The sequence below is a fragment of the Methylotuvimicrobium alcaliphilum 20Z genome (assembly GCF_000968535.2).
GTDB classification, from domain to species: Bacteria; Pseudomonadota; Gammaproteobacteria; order Methylococcales; family Methylomonadaceae; genus Methylotuvimicrobium; species Methylotuvimicrobium alcaliphilum.
In genome coordinates this window covers 3223768-3240280 of sequence record NC_016112.1, presented here as the reverse complement: position 1 = coordinate 3240280, position 16513 = coordinate 3223768, and the positions used below count along the sequence as shown (strand labels likewise).

The 16513-nt window shown below is 47.1% G+C and carries 8 protein-coding genes and 1 pseudogene; 2 read left to right on the top strand and 7 right to left on the bottom strand.

The genetic code is table 11. From position 1 onward, the window contains the following. Window positions 1-1644 precede the first annotated feature (1644 nt). Window positions 1645-3783: an AMP-binding protein gene (locus MEALZ_RS13745; protein ID WP_014149260.1), complete on the bottom strand. Its 2139-nt coding sequence runs from the start codon at window positions 3781-3783 to the stop codon at window positions 1645-1647. Between the two features lie 357 nt (window positions 3784-4140). Here MEALZ_RS13745 and MEALZ_RS13740 point away from each other — a divergent pair, with 357 nt between their 5' ends. After that, window positions 4141-7617: an SbcC/MukB-like Walker B domain-containing protein gene (locus tag MEALZ_RS13740; RefSeq protein WP_014149259.1), complete on the top strand. Its 3477-nt coding sequence runs from the start codon at window positions 4141-4143 to the stop codon at window positions 7615-7617. Window positions 7618-7671: 54 nt separating this feature from the next. Beyond that, window positions 7672-8817 carry a non-hydrolyzing UDP-N-acetylglucosamine 2-epimerase gene (wecB, locus tag MEALZ_RS13735; RefSeq protein ID WP_014149258.1) on the top strand — a complete coding sequence of 382 codons (1146 nt, stop codon included), beginning with the start codon at window positions 7672-7674 and terminating at the stop codon, window positions 8815-8817. A gap of 350 nt (window positions 8818-9167) precedes the next feature. Here wecB and MEALZ_RS13730 read toward each other — a convergent pair whose 3' ends face one another. The 6 genes and pseudogenes from MEALZ_RS13730 to MEALZ_RS13710 form a co-directional block, all read right to left on the bottom strand. Then, window positions 9168-10919, bottom strand: coding sequence for an AMIN domain-containing protein (locus MEALZ_RS13730; protein ID WP_014149257.1), 1752 nt, complete (start codon window positions 10917-10919; stop codon window positions 9168-9170). A 533-nt stretch (window positions 10920-11452) separates the two neighbouring features. Further along, on the bottom strand, window positions 11453-12232 hold the full coding sequence (locus MEALZ_RS13725; RefSeq protein ID WP_084685615.1) for an outer membrane lipoprotein-sorting protein: 780 nt from the start codon (window positions 12230-12232) through the stop codon (window positions 11453-11455). Window positions 12233-12623: 391 nt separating this feature from the next. After that, on the bottom strand, window positions 12624-12908 hold the full coding sequence (locus MEALZ_RS13720) for a type II toxin-antitoxin system RelB/DinJ family antitoxin (protein ID WP_014149255.1): 285 nt from the start codon (window positions 12906-12908) through the stop codon (window positions 12624-12626). Window positions 12909-13707: 799 nt separating this feature from the next. Beyond that, window positions 13708-13920, bottom strand: a complete 213-nt coding sequence (locus tag MEALZ_RS13715; protein WP_014149254.1) for a type II toxin-antitoxin system HicB family antitoxin — start codon at window positions 13918-13920, stop codon at window positions 13708-13710. An 8-nt stretch (window positions 13921-13928) separates the two neighbouring features. Beyond that, window positions 13929-14057 (bottom strand): annotated as a pseudogene (locus tag MEALZ_RS23955) (type II toxin-antitoxin system HicA family toxin); the annotation flags it as partial. Between the two features lie 699 nt (window positions 14058-14756). After that, window positions 14757-16451, bottom strand: a complete 1695-nt coding sequence (locus MEALZ_RS13710) for a tetratricopeptide repeat protein (RefSeq protein ID WP_014149253.1) — start codon at window positions 16449-16451, stop codon at window positions 14757-14759. Between the last annotated feature and the right edge of the window lie 62 nt (window positions 16452-16513).

The window sequence follows — 16513 nt, the reverse complement described above, 5'->3', positions numbered from 1 at the left end:
TATTTCTTGATTAGCAAGATGCTTCAGCTTGCTGAAGCCAATTGTCCGAGCAGTGACCAGTCGTAGCCACTTCTGCGGGACGGGTTATTTAACCCGTCCCCAACGTTTCGGTTTGCCCTAAACATTTCGGCTAACTTCGGCCAAAGTCAAAGCGTTTAGGACGGGGTTGCAAACCCCGTCCTGCTAGGGATATGCTGGTTTTTGGGCTTTAGCTGAAGATACTTGCTAATCAGGTCCTATTTTGTAAATTAAAGAGCGGGTTCAGCGATCAACCGGCTCTTTGGTATAGGAGGCTGGGCAATTAACCTCAATTTGTTTGCTTTACCTCGGCTATTTAATAAGTTAACTCGACCGTACTGTACTCATTACAGTCTGTGCCAATGCGCTAAGACAATATGAAGCAAGCAATAAAAATGCCATTATCTAATAGCGGAACATTTCCAGGCGTAATAATTTAAAAAATCTCCTTAAATTAAGTTGTTAGAGGAAATCAATATTCGCCGTTTTGCGTTCCTGTTATTCGAAGCCGATTTCTTAGATAAATTAAAGTGGGGGATATGACTCATTGGTAGGGCATATGCCTCACCAATGAGTTAAATAACGTAGTTTAAATAAGTCGCCGAACATGCCTTGTTCCTTATTATAAGGCTCAAAGCCTTTTCACATGACGCTAGAGGTTCGTGACGAATGCCATCTTAGAAGTAAGTATTCATCTCTTTGAGAGGGCGGGGTTTACAACCCGTGCGCATAAAGCTAAAAACGGCCAACCCACATCACGCTCTTTCCCTAGCTCCAGCTTGGGAAAGACACCCCGGAAGCTCCAGCTTCCTGAGACCGACGCAACCTCGGCACATTCTCAATCAAACCTGACTTGCTTGTTCAATCTTCCTTGATTGTCGGGAAGCTAGAGCTTCCTGAACAGGTTACCCAAGCTGGGGCTCTCATCGTTATACATAAATTGTAGGGTACGCTGCGCGTACCAAAGCCGTGTCCTGGCGGTTCGGTTGGCACATGAATATCGCGGGGTTACCATGGTACGCACAGCGTACCCTACGCGGTTCGGCTAGCGTTAGGTGATCCGCTAATATGAAGTGACAATAAATGGTATCGAGGTCTCATTGGTTAAGATTGCAAAAGGGTAATTTTTGACTTATGTATAACGATGAGAGCTGGGGCTTGGGTAACAGCATATTCGGGGAAGCGGCCTAAATGAAACTTTGGCAATTCAGTAAGTTAATTTTAGCGACATCCTTAGCTTGATGCGTATGGGTTTACAACCCGTGCGAAACGTTTCAACCATGGCCGAAGTAAGGCGAAACCTGATTAGCAAGATGCTTCAGCTTGCTGAAGCCAACTGTCCGAGCAGTGGCCAGTCGTAGCCACTTCTGCGGGACGGGCTCAATAACCCTCCCCGCAACAGAAAGCAGAAAGCAGAAAGCAGAAAGCAGAAATTAAGACTTGACAAACGTATAAAATGCCTCACAATTCCGCTAACCGCTAACCGCTAACCGCTAACCGCTAACCGCTAACCGCTAACCGCTAACCGCTAACCGCTAACCGCTAACCGCTAACCGCTAACCGCTAACCGCTAACCGCTAACCGCTAACCGCTAACCGCTAACCGCTAACCGCTAACCGCTAACCGCTAACCGCTCTTAGCCAACTCCGTAGCCGCAGGATAATCGATCTTACCGCTCGCCAAAACCGGCACCTTATCGACAATCATTATCTTTTTCGGTAGAACAATTTTAGAGACGCCTTCGGCGACCGCTTCCAAATCGCGTGCCGATGCCGATTTTTGCGTGGTCAGCAAAATAATCTGCTCGCCTTTTTTCTCGTCGGGTAGAGTGACTGCAGCATGAAGCGCATCCGGCCAAGCCTTGGTGGCTAACTGTTCGACGACAGTCAACGAAACCATTTCTCCGGCTATTTTGGCGAAGCGTTTACTGCGGCCTTTGATCGTAATGAAACCCTCATCGTCGACATCGACGATATCGCCGGTATCGTACCAGCCTTCGCCGTAAACCGACTTAGGCGGCATCAGTTGTCCCGGGTTTTTCGCCAGCAAATAACCTTGCATGATATTAGGGCCTTTAACATGCAATTGCCCACCTTGCTCGATACCCGGTATCGGCTCTAGCTTGTATTCCATTTTCGGCATGAAACGTCCTACCGTGCCGGCCTTAAATTCCATCGGCGTATTGACCGAAGTGACCGGAGCGGTTTCGGTGGCGCCGTAACCTTCGAGAATACGAATGCCGAACTTTTCCGACCAAATTTGCCGTGTGCCATCCTGCAATTTTTCGGCGCCGGCCACGACATAGCGCATATTGTAAAAATCGTAGGCATGGGCTTTTTTCGCATAAGCGGCTAAAAACGTATTGGTGCCGAACATGATCGTCGCATTGAGTTCGTAAGCCATCTCAGGAACGATTGCATAATGCAAAGGCGACGGATAAAAGAACGTAGTCATGCCGTTCAATATCGGCAGCATCGTGCCGACGGTAAAGCCGAACGAATGGAACATCGGCAGAAAATTAAGTACGACATCTTGCGCGTTAAAATTGATCCTCGCCTCCAATTGCTTGTGGTTGGCTAGAATGTTGGCATGCGACAACACGACACCTTTCGGTGTGCCTTCCGAACCGGAGGTAAATAAAATTACCGCAGGATTGTCGTAACTGAACTCAGTGTGTCTATACCAAATATTGGCAGTTTTGCATTTGATCAAGCCCGCTAGTTTACTTAGCGGAGTGATTTGCTGAGCTAAGTCTTCGAGATAAAGTAGATCGACCTGTTGGCTTAATCGATCGGCGTCATCTTGTAATTTTGCCAGCTCGATAAAGCGGCGCGAAGTCAGCACGGTTTTAATTTTTGCTGTGGAGCAGGCCGAAAGCATGCCGGCCGAACCGGTCGAGAAATTCAGCATAGCAGGCGTGCGGCCGTAAAGCTGAAGACTTAAAATCGTACATAACGTTTTAGTCGAATTCGGCAGCATGACTCCGACATTTTCTCCGGTTACGGTGATTTTTTTCAAGACGCGACCCAGACACAACGTCGCCGTGATCAATCGGTCGTAGGATAACGGCTTGCGTTCGAGATCCTCGGCAACCGTGTGTTTGCCGCCGTGAATACTGCGCGCTTCGAGCAAGGCGGCAAAAATACTTTGCTGATAATGGCTTGTCGCGAACATCATGTCGGTCATGATGTCGGCGAGAATCCGGCCGCAATATTGACGGCGACGGCGGCCTCGCAAGTCGTCAGGCGCTTTTATTGTGGTAGGCGGAAGAATTTGTATCGTAATTTTCGGGAAAAGGCGCAGTCTTACGATATTACGCAACTTAGAAAAATGCGTGTATTCGGCACCCTTGATGCGCACCGGTAAAACAGTGGCCTGCGATTTGTCGGCGACCATGCCCGGGCCGTCGTATATCTTCATGACCGAGCCGGTAACGGTGATGCGGCCTTCGGGGAAAATCACAGTTTTAGTTGGACTCTTTAAATGATTGATTAGCTCTTTTAGCGACATCGGATGGGTCGGGTCCATCGGAAAGACTCTCGACAACTTCAAGAACGGTTTTAGCCACCAGCGCTCGGATATTTGCGTATTGATCGCGAAGGTAATATCGTCCGGTAAAAAAACACCGAGCAATAATGGGTCGAGAAACGAGGTGTGATTGGAAATGATCATTACGCGGGGGCCGGCTTTATGATAGTTATCGAGGCCTTTAAGTTCGACCTTGAAGATAAAAGTCAGTAGCCGATGCAAAAATGGTTTCAACATGATGCGCTTCCTCAAGCATTGTTATTTTTTTAATAGACTATAAAAATAGCATATTGTCCCATCAAAATATTCGGGATTATGTCGAGGGCTAATTATTTTTCCTCGTTCCCACCGCTCCAGCGTGGGAATGCATACCGATCTAGTTTCGACAGCCAAGGTACGGATTCCCACGGTACACACAGCGAGCGTACCCTACAATTTATGAACAAAGGCGAGCACAGAACGAGAGAATCATTAGGGGGAGTTATTTTTTACCGTATCCTAAATCTCGCGATCGATTCAAACATGAGAAAAATCAAACCGACGGCGCTATAATGGCCCGATGAAAAATCATTTGCCGGTCCCAGTCTTTCGTCAATGAAAATACTCAAAATAAAATTCAGAAATATCAATTCGTTGGAAGGCGATAATCAGGTCGATTTCAGGGAGGCGCCATTCAGCGATTCCGGTTTATTCGCGATCACAGGGCCGAACGGGTCGGGTAAATCCAGTATTCTCGATGCGATCACCTTAGGTCTCTACGGGGAGACTTTTCGTTTCGATCGGCCGGCTGTGCATGTCATGACCAAACGCACGGCGGAAAGCTTTTCCGAAGTCGATTTTGCGGTCGGCGACAACCTGTACCGCGCAACTTGGAAAGTACAGCGCGAACGGCAAGATCCGAACGGCCGTTTGCAATCGCCGCAAATGCTATTGATAAAAATCGAAGACGACCGCGAACAATTGCTGGCCGAAACGCCCAATGCGGTATGTCAAAAAATCGCCGAAATCACCGGCATGAATTTCCGCAATTTCACCCGCTCTATCATGCTCGCGCAAGGCGACTTTGCAGCGTTTTTGAATGCGTTGGATAACGAACGCCTCGATATACTCGAAAAAATCATCAGCAGCGACATCTACGCCGATTACAAAAACGCCGTAATCACCAAAGCCGATGAAGAACAAGCGTTACTGGCTTCGCTTAAACAAGACATCGATGCATTGGCTATGCTCGAGCCGGCCAAACAAGAAGCCTTCGAACACGACTTGGCAGATTTCAAAGATCAAATAAGCGAGTTTCGCGGACAGCGCGACGAACTCAAGCAGCAGCAAGTTTGGTTGCAAAATATCGAAACGCTGGAAAAACGGATTATCGCGTTAACTCAGCAGCAAGAAAAAGCGCAGACCCAAGCCGAACAAACTCAGCAACAATTAACCCGAATTGCCGAAAATCCGGAAGCCCTGGCTTTTAAAGAGGCCGCGGACGAACTCGAGACGCTTGAAAAAGAAATCGAACAAGGCAAGCAAACCTTAAATGCTTACCGGAGCGAACTCAAGCGACTGCAGGATAAACTGGCGCTATCGGGCGTAGCGCCCGAATCGCTTGGTGCCGCGCCGACTAAATCGATTGAAGACCAGCAGCGGGCCATAGAAACACAAAAAGCCAGGATTTCGCAGCACACGCAAGAAAAGCATCTGGAAACCGATGTCACGCGAGGACTGGAAATCCAACGCGAACAAAAGCAGAGTGTTCTGGCTACGGTCGATGAATGGCTGGAACTCAACGCGCGCGATGAAAATTTGCTCGAAAACTTTCCCGAAACGGCAAAATTAAAAAAATTACGAGCCGAACTGGCGTCTTTGACCGAACAACATAAGCGTTCCGCCAAATCGGTACAAGCGACCGGCGCCTCGCTTAGCGGTCATCAGGCTAGAATTCAGAAATCCCAAAAAACCATCGGACGTCTTAAGCTTAAGCTGCAAATCAATGAGCAAAAACTCGAAGGTGTGGCGCTGGGTAGGGATGCGGCTGAAATCGACGAGCTTTTAAAAGATCAAAAAGAGCGTTTGGCCGACTTTCAGTCTCTCTACAACCTAAGCCGCGAACATGCGCGCCTAACCGGCGGACGTTTTAGTTTCTTCGGCTTCGGCAAGGCGAAGGAAGAAAAAACGCTGGACGACTTACAAGCTGAATTGGCGCAGTACAAAGACGACATCATGCGCGAAGACAATATCAGACTAACGCTCGAAAAAGCGGTAGCGAACGAGACGATACTTGCCAGATTGGCGGACGAGCGAGTCCATCTTGAAGACGGCAAGCCTTGTCCGTTATGCGGCGCGCTGAATCACCCGTATGTCATTCGGCCGCCGAAGATCGGCGACTCCAAACGCGCACTGGCCGACCAGCGCGCAAAAATCCAAGCCTTGGTCGCGGCGTCCGAGCGTATCGAACAAGAAGCCAAATTGACCGAGAAACGGCTTGAAGGCAGCAAGGCCAAACGTCAACGCATCGAGTTACTCCGCTCGCAATGGTTGACCTTGTGTAATCGGCTGAATGCGGTCAACGACGATATGGAAATCAACAATTCGCGGGCGATCAAGCGCTTTTTGAAGACTGAAACGATCGAATTGAAAAACATCACCAAGCTGGCGCAACAATACCGCGTGCAGGCCAGGCGTATCGACAAAATCAAAGAATTAATGGCTCGGCACGAAGCGATGATCGGCCGTTTGCAGGAAAATACTAAGCAACTCGATCAAGAGTGGCAAAGCCGTCCTCAAGAACTGAAAGAACTGGAACAAACCCTCGAAAAATGCCGCAAGGACGAGCAGGAATTAACCGCGAAGGTGTTGCATCAGTTGGACTTGGTCGGCGAAAAAATGCCCGGCAAAGGAAAGGAAGATGCCTTTTACGATCGCTTGAATCAACGCCGTCAGGAATATCAAACCTATCAATTGCGCCGCAAGGGGCTGACCGATGAAATCGCCGCGATTACCGAAAAGATCGATGTCAGCAATCGAAAAATTGCGCAACTATCCGAAAAAATTGCCGCCGCCGGCACGCAACTGCAGCAAGAAGAAACCGCCGGCTTGCATCTGGCATTGATCGAAAAACAAAAACTAATTGCAGACAAGGAAAAACTGATCGGCCAACAGACCGCAGAAGCGGCGCGAATGCGCGAAGTTTTCCGGGAAAGGCTCGTCGGCACAAAATACGAGTCCTGGCGAGTTGATGAAGTCATCGAATTGCTGCATTTGATAGCGCGTGGAACGGAACTTGAGCAGCGCATGTCGGTATTGCAAAGCGAATTGGCTGATCTTGCAACCCGGCTTGAAAATACCCAGGCCGAAATAGCGGCCGAACAAGCGTTGGCATTGACCACCCAGACCGTCGAAGATATCGTCCTTCGCATACGAGGTATCGACGAAAAAATCGACATTAGCCGACAAGAAGCCGCCCGCTTGGAAGCGATGCTTGGCAAAAATCTGGCGATGCGGCAACAATTCGACGTATTGTCGACTAAACTGACTGCACAGCAAGAAATAGTCGACGAATGCTTGCTGGAAGTCAAACGCATCGACGAAGAAAACGGCGCCGTATTCCGTCGGCGCGTACAAATTAAAATGGCCGATAAATTATTGGCCCAGGCCAATCAAGTACTTGAAAAAATCAGCGGCCGCTATTATTTACGGCAAATGCCGAGCGAGCATGGCTTGGCGCTCGAGATCGAAGATACGTATCAAAACAACATTCGACGACTGCCGAAATCTTTGTCCGGCGGCGAAAGTTTTGTCGTGAGCTTAGCCTTGGCGCTGGGACTTTCCGAACTGGCCGGTAACGGGCGTTCGGTCGACTCGCTATTTCTCGACGAAGGCTTCGGTACCTTGGATGCCGAAACCCTGTATGTCGTGATCTCGACCCTGGAAAGCTTGCAGAAGCACGGTAAAAAGGTCGGCGTGATCTCGCATGTCGAAGCGGTGCAAAAGCGCATCAAAGCCCAATTGCAAATGGTCAAAAAACCGAATGGCATGAGTATTTTGAAAAGCGTACCCGATCAAGAAGTCGCCTTTTAAAACAAAAATGCGTGTTCTCAATCAATTACCGCTAACCCATCACATAAACATTTTATGACCAAAAAGATCCTGACCGTTTTCGGTACCCGGCCGGAAGCGATTAAAATGGCGCCCGTCGTATTGGCTCTACAACAAGCCGAAGGTCTTGAATCCCTCGTATGCGTAACCGCCCAGCATCGGCAGATGCTCGACCAAGTGCTCAACTTGTTTGACATTAAACCCGATTACGATTTGGACCTGATGGCGCCGAATCAAGACCTTTTCGACATCACCTCGAAAGTGCTGTTAGGCTTACGCGACGTATTACGCGAAGCGCAGCCGGACATCGTGCTGGTACACGGCGACACCACCACCTGTTTCGCCGCGGGACTTGCCGCGTTCTACCAAAACATCAAACTGGGCCACGTCGAAGCGGGGCTGAGAACCGGCAACCTTAGGGCGCCGTTTCCCGAAGAAGCGAATCGGACTTTGGTCGGACGCATAACCGATTATCACTTCGCGCCGACGCAATCCTCGAAAAACAACCTACTCGCTGAAGGCGTTACGGAGCAAAACATCGTCGTGACCGGCAATACCGTTATCGACGCATTATTGATCGTCCGGGACAAAGTCATCGGCGAACCGGATAGCGTATGGCAGGAAAAATTCGGCGAAACATTGTTTAAGACCATTTGCGATTCCAGCCGAAAACTCATTCTGATTACCGGACACCGACGCGAAAATTTCGGTCAAGGCTTCATCGACCTTTGCAATGCGATCAAAGAACTGGCACAAAAACATCCGGATTGGGACTTGATCTATCCCGTTCATCTAAATCCGAACGTGCAAAAACCGGTCTACGAAATTCTCGACCGACTCGATAATGTGTACCTGATCGCTCCGCTTGACTACGAACCGTTCGTCTGGATTATGAACCGAAGCGACTTGATTCTGACCGATTCCGGCGGAATTCAAGAAGAAGGTCCGTCACTAGGTAAACCGGTATTGGTGATGCGCGAAGTGACCGAAAGACCCGAAGCGGTCGATGCCGGTACCGTTTTGTTGGTTGGAACCGATAAAGAAAAAATTGTCAGCGGCGTCGAAAAGGTACTACTGGACAGCGATGTCTACGCGCGTATGTCCAAAGCGCACAACCCTTACGGCGACGGCCATGCTTGCGAAAAAATCATTCAAACATTGCTTAAAGCCTCTCCTGATTAGCAAGATGCTTCAGCTTGCCGAAGCTAAGTGTCCGAGCGAGGTTTGGTCGTAGCCGCAAAAACTAAAATATGCTGTTATCCAAGCTCCAGCTCTCATCGTTCTGCTGCTTCCCAAGCTCCGGCTTGGGAAGCAGATAAGTGAAGCTCTAGCTTCGCGATACGATTCTAAAGGGGGCAGATTACTTTTTTTTCTTTTTTCTTGCTGGATTCCGCCAGTCTATGGTGGAATCATGGGCTTCCCTTAACTTAATGGCAGTGATTCTCCTAAAAGGGGTCAGGTTACTTTTTTCAATTATTAAATAAACCTGACCCCTTTTTTGAAATGTCAGCGGAGTATCTATTTCAATGAGCCTAAAAATGGTATTTGAGCTGAAAGCGTACATGGTCGTCGGCGCTGAACATGATTAACGGATCGGTGACCGGTATGCCGCGAAATAGACGGACTTGAAGGTCTACAGTCCAATCGTTGCCGATGCGTCGACTGGCTTCGATATTGTATATTTTAGAGTTTTGGGTGCGATCGAAAATGACGCCGGCAAGCAGCTGGGTGTTTTGAATATCGTTAAAGCCCAGACGAACTGCGGCTAAGAAGTCGTCTTGAAATAGGGCTTGTTGTGTTAATGCCTGAAAATTATTGTAGCCACGGCTGTCGTACATGTATTCAGCTATCAAGCCTAGGTCGACGCCCGATTCGAAGAGGTCGAAGAATGTATATTCGACGCCGCCGGTCGCTGCATAAAATCGGTCTCCTTGTCCCGAACGCATTAACGCTTCAAGTTTCCATAGCCAGCTGCCTTTGATCGTTTGTACATCGATGCTGGTTTGATTGATGTTTTCATAAAGCGGGATGATTCGTTCAATTTCGCCTAACTGATTGAAGCGAGGCAGCATCGTCGGTTGGCGGGCGGTGCCGTAAAAATGAGCGAGTCCGACATCCCAGTCGCCGAAAGAATGAGAATATCTCCCGGCGTAAGCCAAGTGTTTCTCGACGCCTTCTCTTTCAAATTGGGCGTCTCCGACTGAGGTTACGGGGTGCGTTCTTAAGCGGCCTTCGTGTCCTGCAAAGGTTCTTTCGCGAAAGCCGGTCAGTAAAAACAAATCGATGGTGCCCCAGTCTTGTATCAAGGCTAAGTTAATCATCGGCTGGCCGAGTTTTTGTTCGCCGTCGATGTTTTCGACAAAATCGGCTTGATTGATGATGTCGATCAAATGAAAGCCTTCGGTGACGCCCCAAAATACTTGACGGAAGCCGACCCGCAGTTCCCAATCGTAGGCGGCTTTTAGCCACGTTAATTCGCGGATATCGAAATGGGTGCGGCGGCTGTCGTGTTGAGAGTAGCGATAAAAGGGCGAGAAGGTAAAGCTTTGCGATCCGTTATCCCAACTTCGGTAGAGTTCTGGGTTTATCGCGCCGGAAATATAGTGGCTATGTTGTTGGTTGTCTTGCGGGGTTTGAAAAAAGCCCAGGCTTTCCACTTCGGCATAGCCGGAAATTTCCCAATCGGATATTAAGTCGTTAAAAAAGGATTCATCGCTCGATGCGCCGATGCGGTTTTCTTTGAAATTCCCAGGATACGAGTCGTTTGTCGATTGTTGGGGGGCGGTTAAATCGTATTTGTGGAGTTCGCTGTTTGAGTGCGCATAATTCGATGGCTCGAAGGTATTCGGGTTTTGTTCCCGGGTTAAAGTCGATTCGTCTGTTAGGGTAATCAGGCTCGATCCGTGAGCGGTTGATTCAATATCGATTGTGTATCCGTGTATGTCGGTTTGATTTTTTAAGTCGAAGACAAGCCGGAAATCGTTTTTATTTCGAGGCGCGCTGCGTAAGCGTTGGAAATAGGGATGATCGGCAGATGGCTGGCTAAGCGGTGCCGAAGGTTTCAGGTTTTTTACATCGAGTACGAGACGAGGCGGATTGTCGATTAGAAAGGCCTTGAATTCGGGCTTTTCAGGAGGCTCCGTGGGAGCGATGCTAAGATCTATCACGGCTTGACGGGATGTTGATTGGTAGTCGATCGAATCCAACACTAATTGTTGTGCATCAGCTTCCGAAAATGCCAAGCAAGTTGCCAAGCTAATATATTTAAGTCGGGTGTTGCGCATAAGATTTTAAGTGTTGTTGCCTAATAAGCTTCTTGCGTTCGCTTGTATCGTAATTGTTTAGCCCACCCTTTATTGTTTCTGGCTCCCACGGTCCTCCGCTCGTTGTTATACACAAGTACCGGTAAACTTGCTAAACAGAGGTCGCCGTATACTTGGAAGCGGTGCTGTTTGATAAATCTGCGGATATTGAACATCAGTGGCTTCGAAATCGCGACGAAGGCGTCGCTCCCACAAGGGGGTAGGGTACTCTGTGGGAGCGATCCCCAGATCGCGATTTCGAAGTCGGGAACGTTGGGCGACAAAAAATGGTATCGAGGTCTCATTGGTTAAGATTTGCAAAAGGGTAATTTTTGACTTATGTATAACGATGAGCGGTCCTCCGTGGGAACGAGGTCAGTAACGGTTTACGTTAACTTAATGGTAGTGACGCAGAGCTTGGGAGCACTGGGAATTACGACAATAATTTAAATAATGCCGCTAATTCGCTAATTTTATACAATTTCCAAATATGCTCGACGAAGTATAATTGAAAACTAGCGCGCGCGCCTTAAAGTATTTTGATCGAAATCGCGCTCTGTGAGTCCCGTACGAAATTCGATGTTCTCGATCAATAGGCTGGTGCTTTTGCCGTTTTGATGATTGGTCATCAACATATCGTGTGCTCGCCAGTATTGGTCTAGGTATTGACGATAATCTTTGTTCTCGAGCGTCTTCAATAACGCGTTTCTTCTGTCGTAATATTCGACTTTTATTGGAATATAGCGTTCCTTGTCTATCCATGATATCTGCCGGGTATATCCGGAATGTTCATATTGAGGGTCAAGTTCGACAACGAAGCAATCAATGCCGTCTACTGCTTCTTCGCGAAGGTAGCGGTACTTATATTTTGGAACTTCAAACGATGTCAAATCCTCGAATGCAAATTCGCTGCCGAGAAAGGGGCCCGATTTGTTGTTCGACGAAATACGTCTAACTCTTCTCAATGCCGGTAAATATAGCCATTGGTCGTCCGGTTCGAGTGCATGGGTATAACTTAAAAATGCCGTTCCTCGCACATCGCCCGGACTATCGAAAATAGTTAGGCTTTTGTCTCCGTCGCCGGTGACTTCTAACGTGTTGATTCTGAGTAAGCGGACGGCTTCCCTCCCGCTTCGGGTTCTTAGGATCATTTTCATTTCGGCTTGGCTGTCTTGCCAACCTTTATCGCGTTTGACCATTTCTTCGATGATTTGCAAGCCTTTTTCTTGATCGCTTTGCGCTAGGCACGGCGATGTAATGAAGAAAAGACCAAGTAGTAAAAGTATGTTTTTCATTTTTAATGCCAAGGTGAGTTTTTGCATAAATCCAGGTTATACTCATCGTAGATGAAAATTCGGCCTCGGGGTGCCCGTTAAAGGACGCCATGAACCCAGCACCTAAATTATCCAAGACAATTAACCATAGCCAATGGGCTATGGACTTTAGGTGCTGGGTAAATACATCCATGTAGGCTCTATGCCAGATTCATGCTGGCAAAGCCTTAGTAGTCGAGCACTCCGGCGCCTCCTAAGATACTGCCGAATTTTGATATGCGATGGGTATACGTGTCTGGAATCAAGAGTTTCACCCCGTTGAAGTCTAGAAATGATATTTCCAACTGTAATGATGTCAGGAATAGACATTATTGTGATCTTCTTGAAATCTTTTTTGAATTGTGTCGAATACTCAAGATTGTACATTTTTCACTTTGTCTTCCGTCAAGTCGGCAAACAATGCATCGATCGATTCGACTTTATGACCGCGGCCGTCAACAAACTCTTGCATTGCGGCAACAGTCTCGCTATTGGGCTGACGAACCTTTAACTCAAACGGAATTCCACCGTAATTGATAACTGCACGGGCAAACAATTTAATAGCTTGAGATGGACTCAACCCGACTTCGTCACAAATGTTAGTGAAGGCCGCTTTTGTTTCGTGATCAATGCGCGCACTTAACATTTCGTTTTGCATACCGAATACTCATTGTTTTACATTGTGCGACATTGTAATGCATAGTATGAAAAATACATAACTACATCAAGTCGATTCGCAACGCATGGCAAAGGAAAAAAGGGAGTTAAATTAATAATTAAACCTGACCCCTTTTCTGGACCCCTTTTCTGCAAGATTGTGGAGGCAATTAGACAATCAGTGATGACAACAACAGGTCAGACCGGTGCTTTTACAAGGCTATGTTCGCGTTAATAGTTGATACTTTTGAACTTAAAGCCAACATGAAACCCCAGAATACAGCTCTGAATAACTTTCTTATTTTCAATATTACGCCAATGGTTGAAAGGAGGGTACGGTTGCTCGATTGACAGGTGTCGGCGGCAGGGAAAGCCGCCGTCAAGCCTACATGGACGTATTTACGGCGTCCTGTCAGGCGAGTAATCGTACCCTCTTCCACGCTCAGTGTTTTGGAAAGCAATCATTGACTATTTGCTAAATGGTTTATTTAGTAGGAAAGAGAACCGTTTCAACTTCTAACGCGAACATAGCCTTTTACAACCCGTTATACCCATAGGTTCTTAAGAAACCGTTACGATGGTTGAGGAATAAGCGCGCGGATAGATTCATCAGGAGTAAAGCCTCTGTTGAGAGACCGGATATATGGTAGCAATCTTGATCTCTGTTTTGACATCAATTTTTGAAAACTTGGCTTGCAATAAACGAGGAGTCCATATATGGGTATAGATGCGGATTTATCCGCACAGCAGTGCGATGAATTCGCACCTACAATTCCCTGATTTATTCCATGCCCATTACTCTAGGCTTGAACCTCAACAAACGAACTTGAAGAGTGTGGCACCGGTATATGCTGACCTTCTTCTTTCAGCCCCTCAACATGAAACTCGATAGCTTCTTGAATAAGTTGCAAGACTTCTTCCGGCGATTCGCCGACAGCTATGCAGCCTGGAAGATCAGGAACATAGGCGCCGAAGCTCGTTGGACCTTCTTCAATAACAACCATATAGCGCATGTAAACCTCTATTGCTTAAGTCCTGCTTGTTTCAAGACACTAATTAGTGTACCAGGCGGTACATCTACGCTGGGTTTTCCAGCAACTGTGACCGTACCGGTCTTGACGGGGTGGTGAAACTGGCGATGGCTTCCTTTTTGCCGTACCTGCTGCTAACCATCCACTTCAAGCAGAGCGATAAGATCTTTAACTTTCATGTCGCGAGCTTAGCATGTCATCTACTTGATTCTCAACTACAATAAAAAAGGGGTCGCAAAAAAGGGGGCGACTCCCTGCCGCCGACATCCTCGCCAAGCACACCCCGCACCCTGTTTTATCCTCAAATTGGGAATTGCTGGTATTTAATGGAATGGGTTAAAAGTCGGGTATGAATTCGGTAATATACCTTTCGCACTTCAAATTTCGGCAGTGCCGGAGGAGGTCTCGGGGTGCTCGATAAAGGCTTTGCCAGCATGGAGCTGGCATAGAGCCTACATGGACGTATTTACGGCGTTCTTTAACGGGCACCCCGAAGCCGAATTTTCATCTACGATGAGTATAATTTGAGTAAATGATTTATATTAGATTTTATTGTTTCAAGCACATAACAACGAAACATTACGACCGAATTTATAAAATCCCTTCAACGAAAAGACTGTAAGCATTCGCCGACAAAAGTGTCAGCTTTTTTTACAACAAATCACTTGCTGTCATTCTGCTGATTTCTCAACGGACGTTTGGGGGGTAATCAAAACGCAATTCAGACCGGTTTAAAAAACATTCATCCGTTATAAAGGTAAGGGCAGAAACCTTACAGACGCGCTTCAAAACCCACCCGGTTAAGGTAGCCCACGGTTTTATCGACCGCTCAGCTCTTTCAACAAATCGCTAGCGGCTTGCTTGTTTTCGAATGATGAGGAGGCATCCGCAATGTTTTGCAAAATTTCGATCGCGGCCAGTTTGTTACCATTGGCTTGTTGCGCCTTGGCCAGATGGAATTGGATATCCAAAGAATTCGGTGCTAGATCGGCAGCTTTTTGCAATTTAGCCAAGGCGTCTTTCGCTTGTCCATTTTGCAACAATACAATACCGTAAGTATCGGCAATAGCCGCAGTTTTAGGCGACAACTTATAGGCCTTTTCTGCCAGTTCCAAAGCCTTCGGATCATTCTGGCCGTAATAAATCATTGCCAGATTATTCAAAATCACGACATTCTCTGGCTTTTCGTTGAGAATGGTTTGATAGTGGCTCTCAGCTTTGCCAAAGTTTTTTTGACTAAGATAAAGATTGGCGATTTGCAGGTGTGCGTCCAAATTTTTGGGATTTTTATCAATTTCACTGCTAAACACTTGAATGGCTTCATCGATCTTGCCTTGTGCGGAGAGTAACCCACCAATTTGGTTCAACAATCTCGCATTAGGCTTAATTTCATAAGCACGTCGATTATATTCCAACGCCTTATCGAGTTGTTTTTGGGCCAGATAAATATCGGCTTTTAAGATAAACCCAACCGCCGACTCTGGATACTTTTTTTCGATACGAGCGGCTTGTTCCATCGCCAGATCTAATTTTTGCTCATTGATCAAATAAACGGTTTTTAATGTTATGACCTGCTGATCATCGGGACTAACAGCGCTCGCTTCTTCAACCAATCTTGACACGCCCGCTGAAGCATCCGGTCGCGCCATCAAAAGCCTCGCCAGTAATATCCGATGAAAAACGTCTTTTTGATCTTGCGTAATTATTGTCTTTAAAGTTTGGGCGGCGCTTTCGAAATCTTTATTGAGTATTTGCGCCCTCGCCAGCATCGAGAGGACAGATTTTTCGTTCGGATAACGATTGACTATCCCTTGCAATAATTCAAGCACCTTTAACGGCTCTTGCTTGAGCTCGTAGAGCTTGATCAGATTATTGACGACCAAAAGCACCTGCTCTTTATTGCCCTGTACCTGTTTCAACGCGGTCGATAAAATATTTTCAACTTCGACGAGATTATTCTTCCGATAGGCAAGGTTCGCCTTCAAGATATACGGAACGGCCGCTTTCGGATGAGCAGCCAGAGCTGCGTCGATATGCTCTTGAGCCGCTTTTGACTCATTATTTTCAAGCGCTAACAAAGCCCGACCTTGCAGTGCGTTTAGATTGTGGGGATTTAAGTTAAGAGCCTCTTGAAAGCTAGTGACTGCGGCTTTTTTATCTTTTTGAAGGGTTTTTATCAGGGCTTGTAAATTATGATACTCGGCTTCATTAGGGAATTGCTTGAGTAGATCGTTGAGCTTGGTCTGCGCCTCATCGAGTTTTTTTTGTTTGATCAATTCCAAGACAAGCTGATGATTTTGCTCGAGAGTCTGCTGATCTGTTTCAGGCGTCGATTCGAAAAACGACATGACGTCATTGTCATAAGTGGAATCGATTTTCAGCTCATCCTCTATCGGAGCCCAAAGATCGTGACTTTGCGGATCATATTTTGCCGCTTGGCTGAGACCGCTCATCAGACCAACAACAATGGCGAAGACCGCTTCTTTGGGGAATGCTAATACTTTGTACTTCATGGTTTGTACCTTAATTTATTCAAGTCCGCGAGGGGTTAATACAACACTTTGACAAAATAACG

Excerpts from the sequence above, each read along its gene's own strand:
- MEALZ_RS13725 (WP_084685615.1), bottom strand. The coding sequence starts at position 12,232 with ATGAAAAACATACTTTTACTACTTGGTCTTTTCTTCATTACATCGCCG.
- MEALZ_RS13745 (WP_014149260.1), bottom strand. The coding sequence starts at position 3,783 with ATGTTGAAACCATTTTTGCATCGGCTACTGACTTTTATCTTCAAGGTC.
- MEALZ_RS13720 (WP_014149255.1), bottom strand. The coding sequence starts at position 12,908 with ATGCAAAACGAAATGTTAAGTGCGCGCATTGATCACGAAACAAAAGCG.
- MEALZ_RS13710 (WP_014149253.1), bottom strand. The coding sequence starts at position 16,451 with ATGAAGTACAAAGTATTAGCATTCCCCAAAGAAGCGGTCTTCGCCATT.
- wecB (WP_014149258.1), top strand. The coding sequence starts at position 7,672 with ATGACCAAAAAGATCCTGACCGTTTTCGGTACCCGGCCGGAAGCGATT.
- MEALZ_RS13730 (WP_014149257.1), bottom strand. The coding sequence starts at position 10,919 with ATGCGCAACACCCGACTTAAATATATTAGCTTGGCAACTTGCTTGGCA.
- MEALZ_RS13740 (WP_014149259.1), top strand. The coding sequence starts at position 4,141 with ATGAAAATACTCAAAATAAAATTCAGAAATATCAATTCGTTGGAAGGC.
- MEALZ_RS13715 (WP_014149254.1), bottom strand. The coding sequence starts at position 13,920 with ATGCGCTATATGGTTGTTATTGAAGAAGGTCCAACGAGCTTCGGCGCC.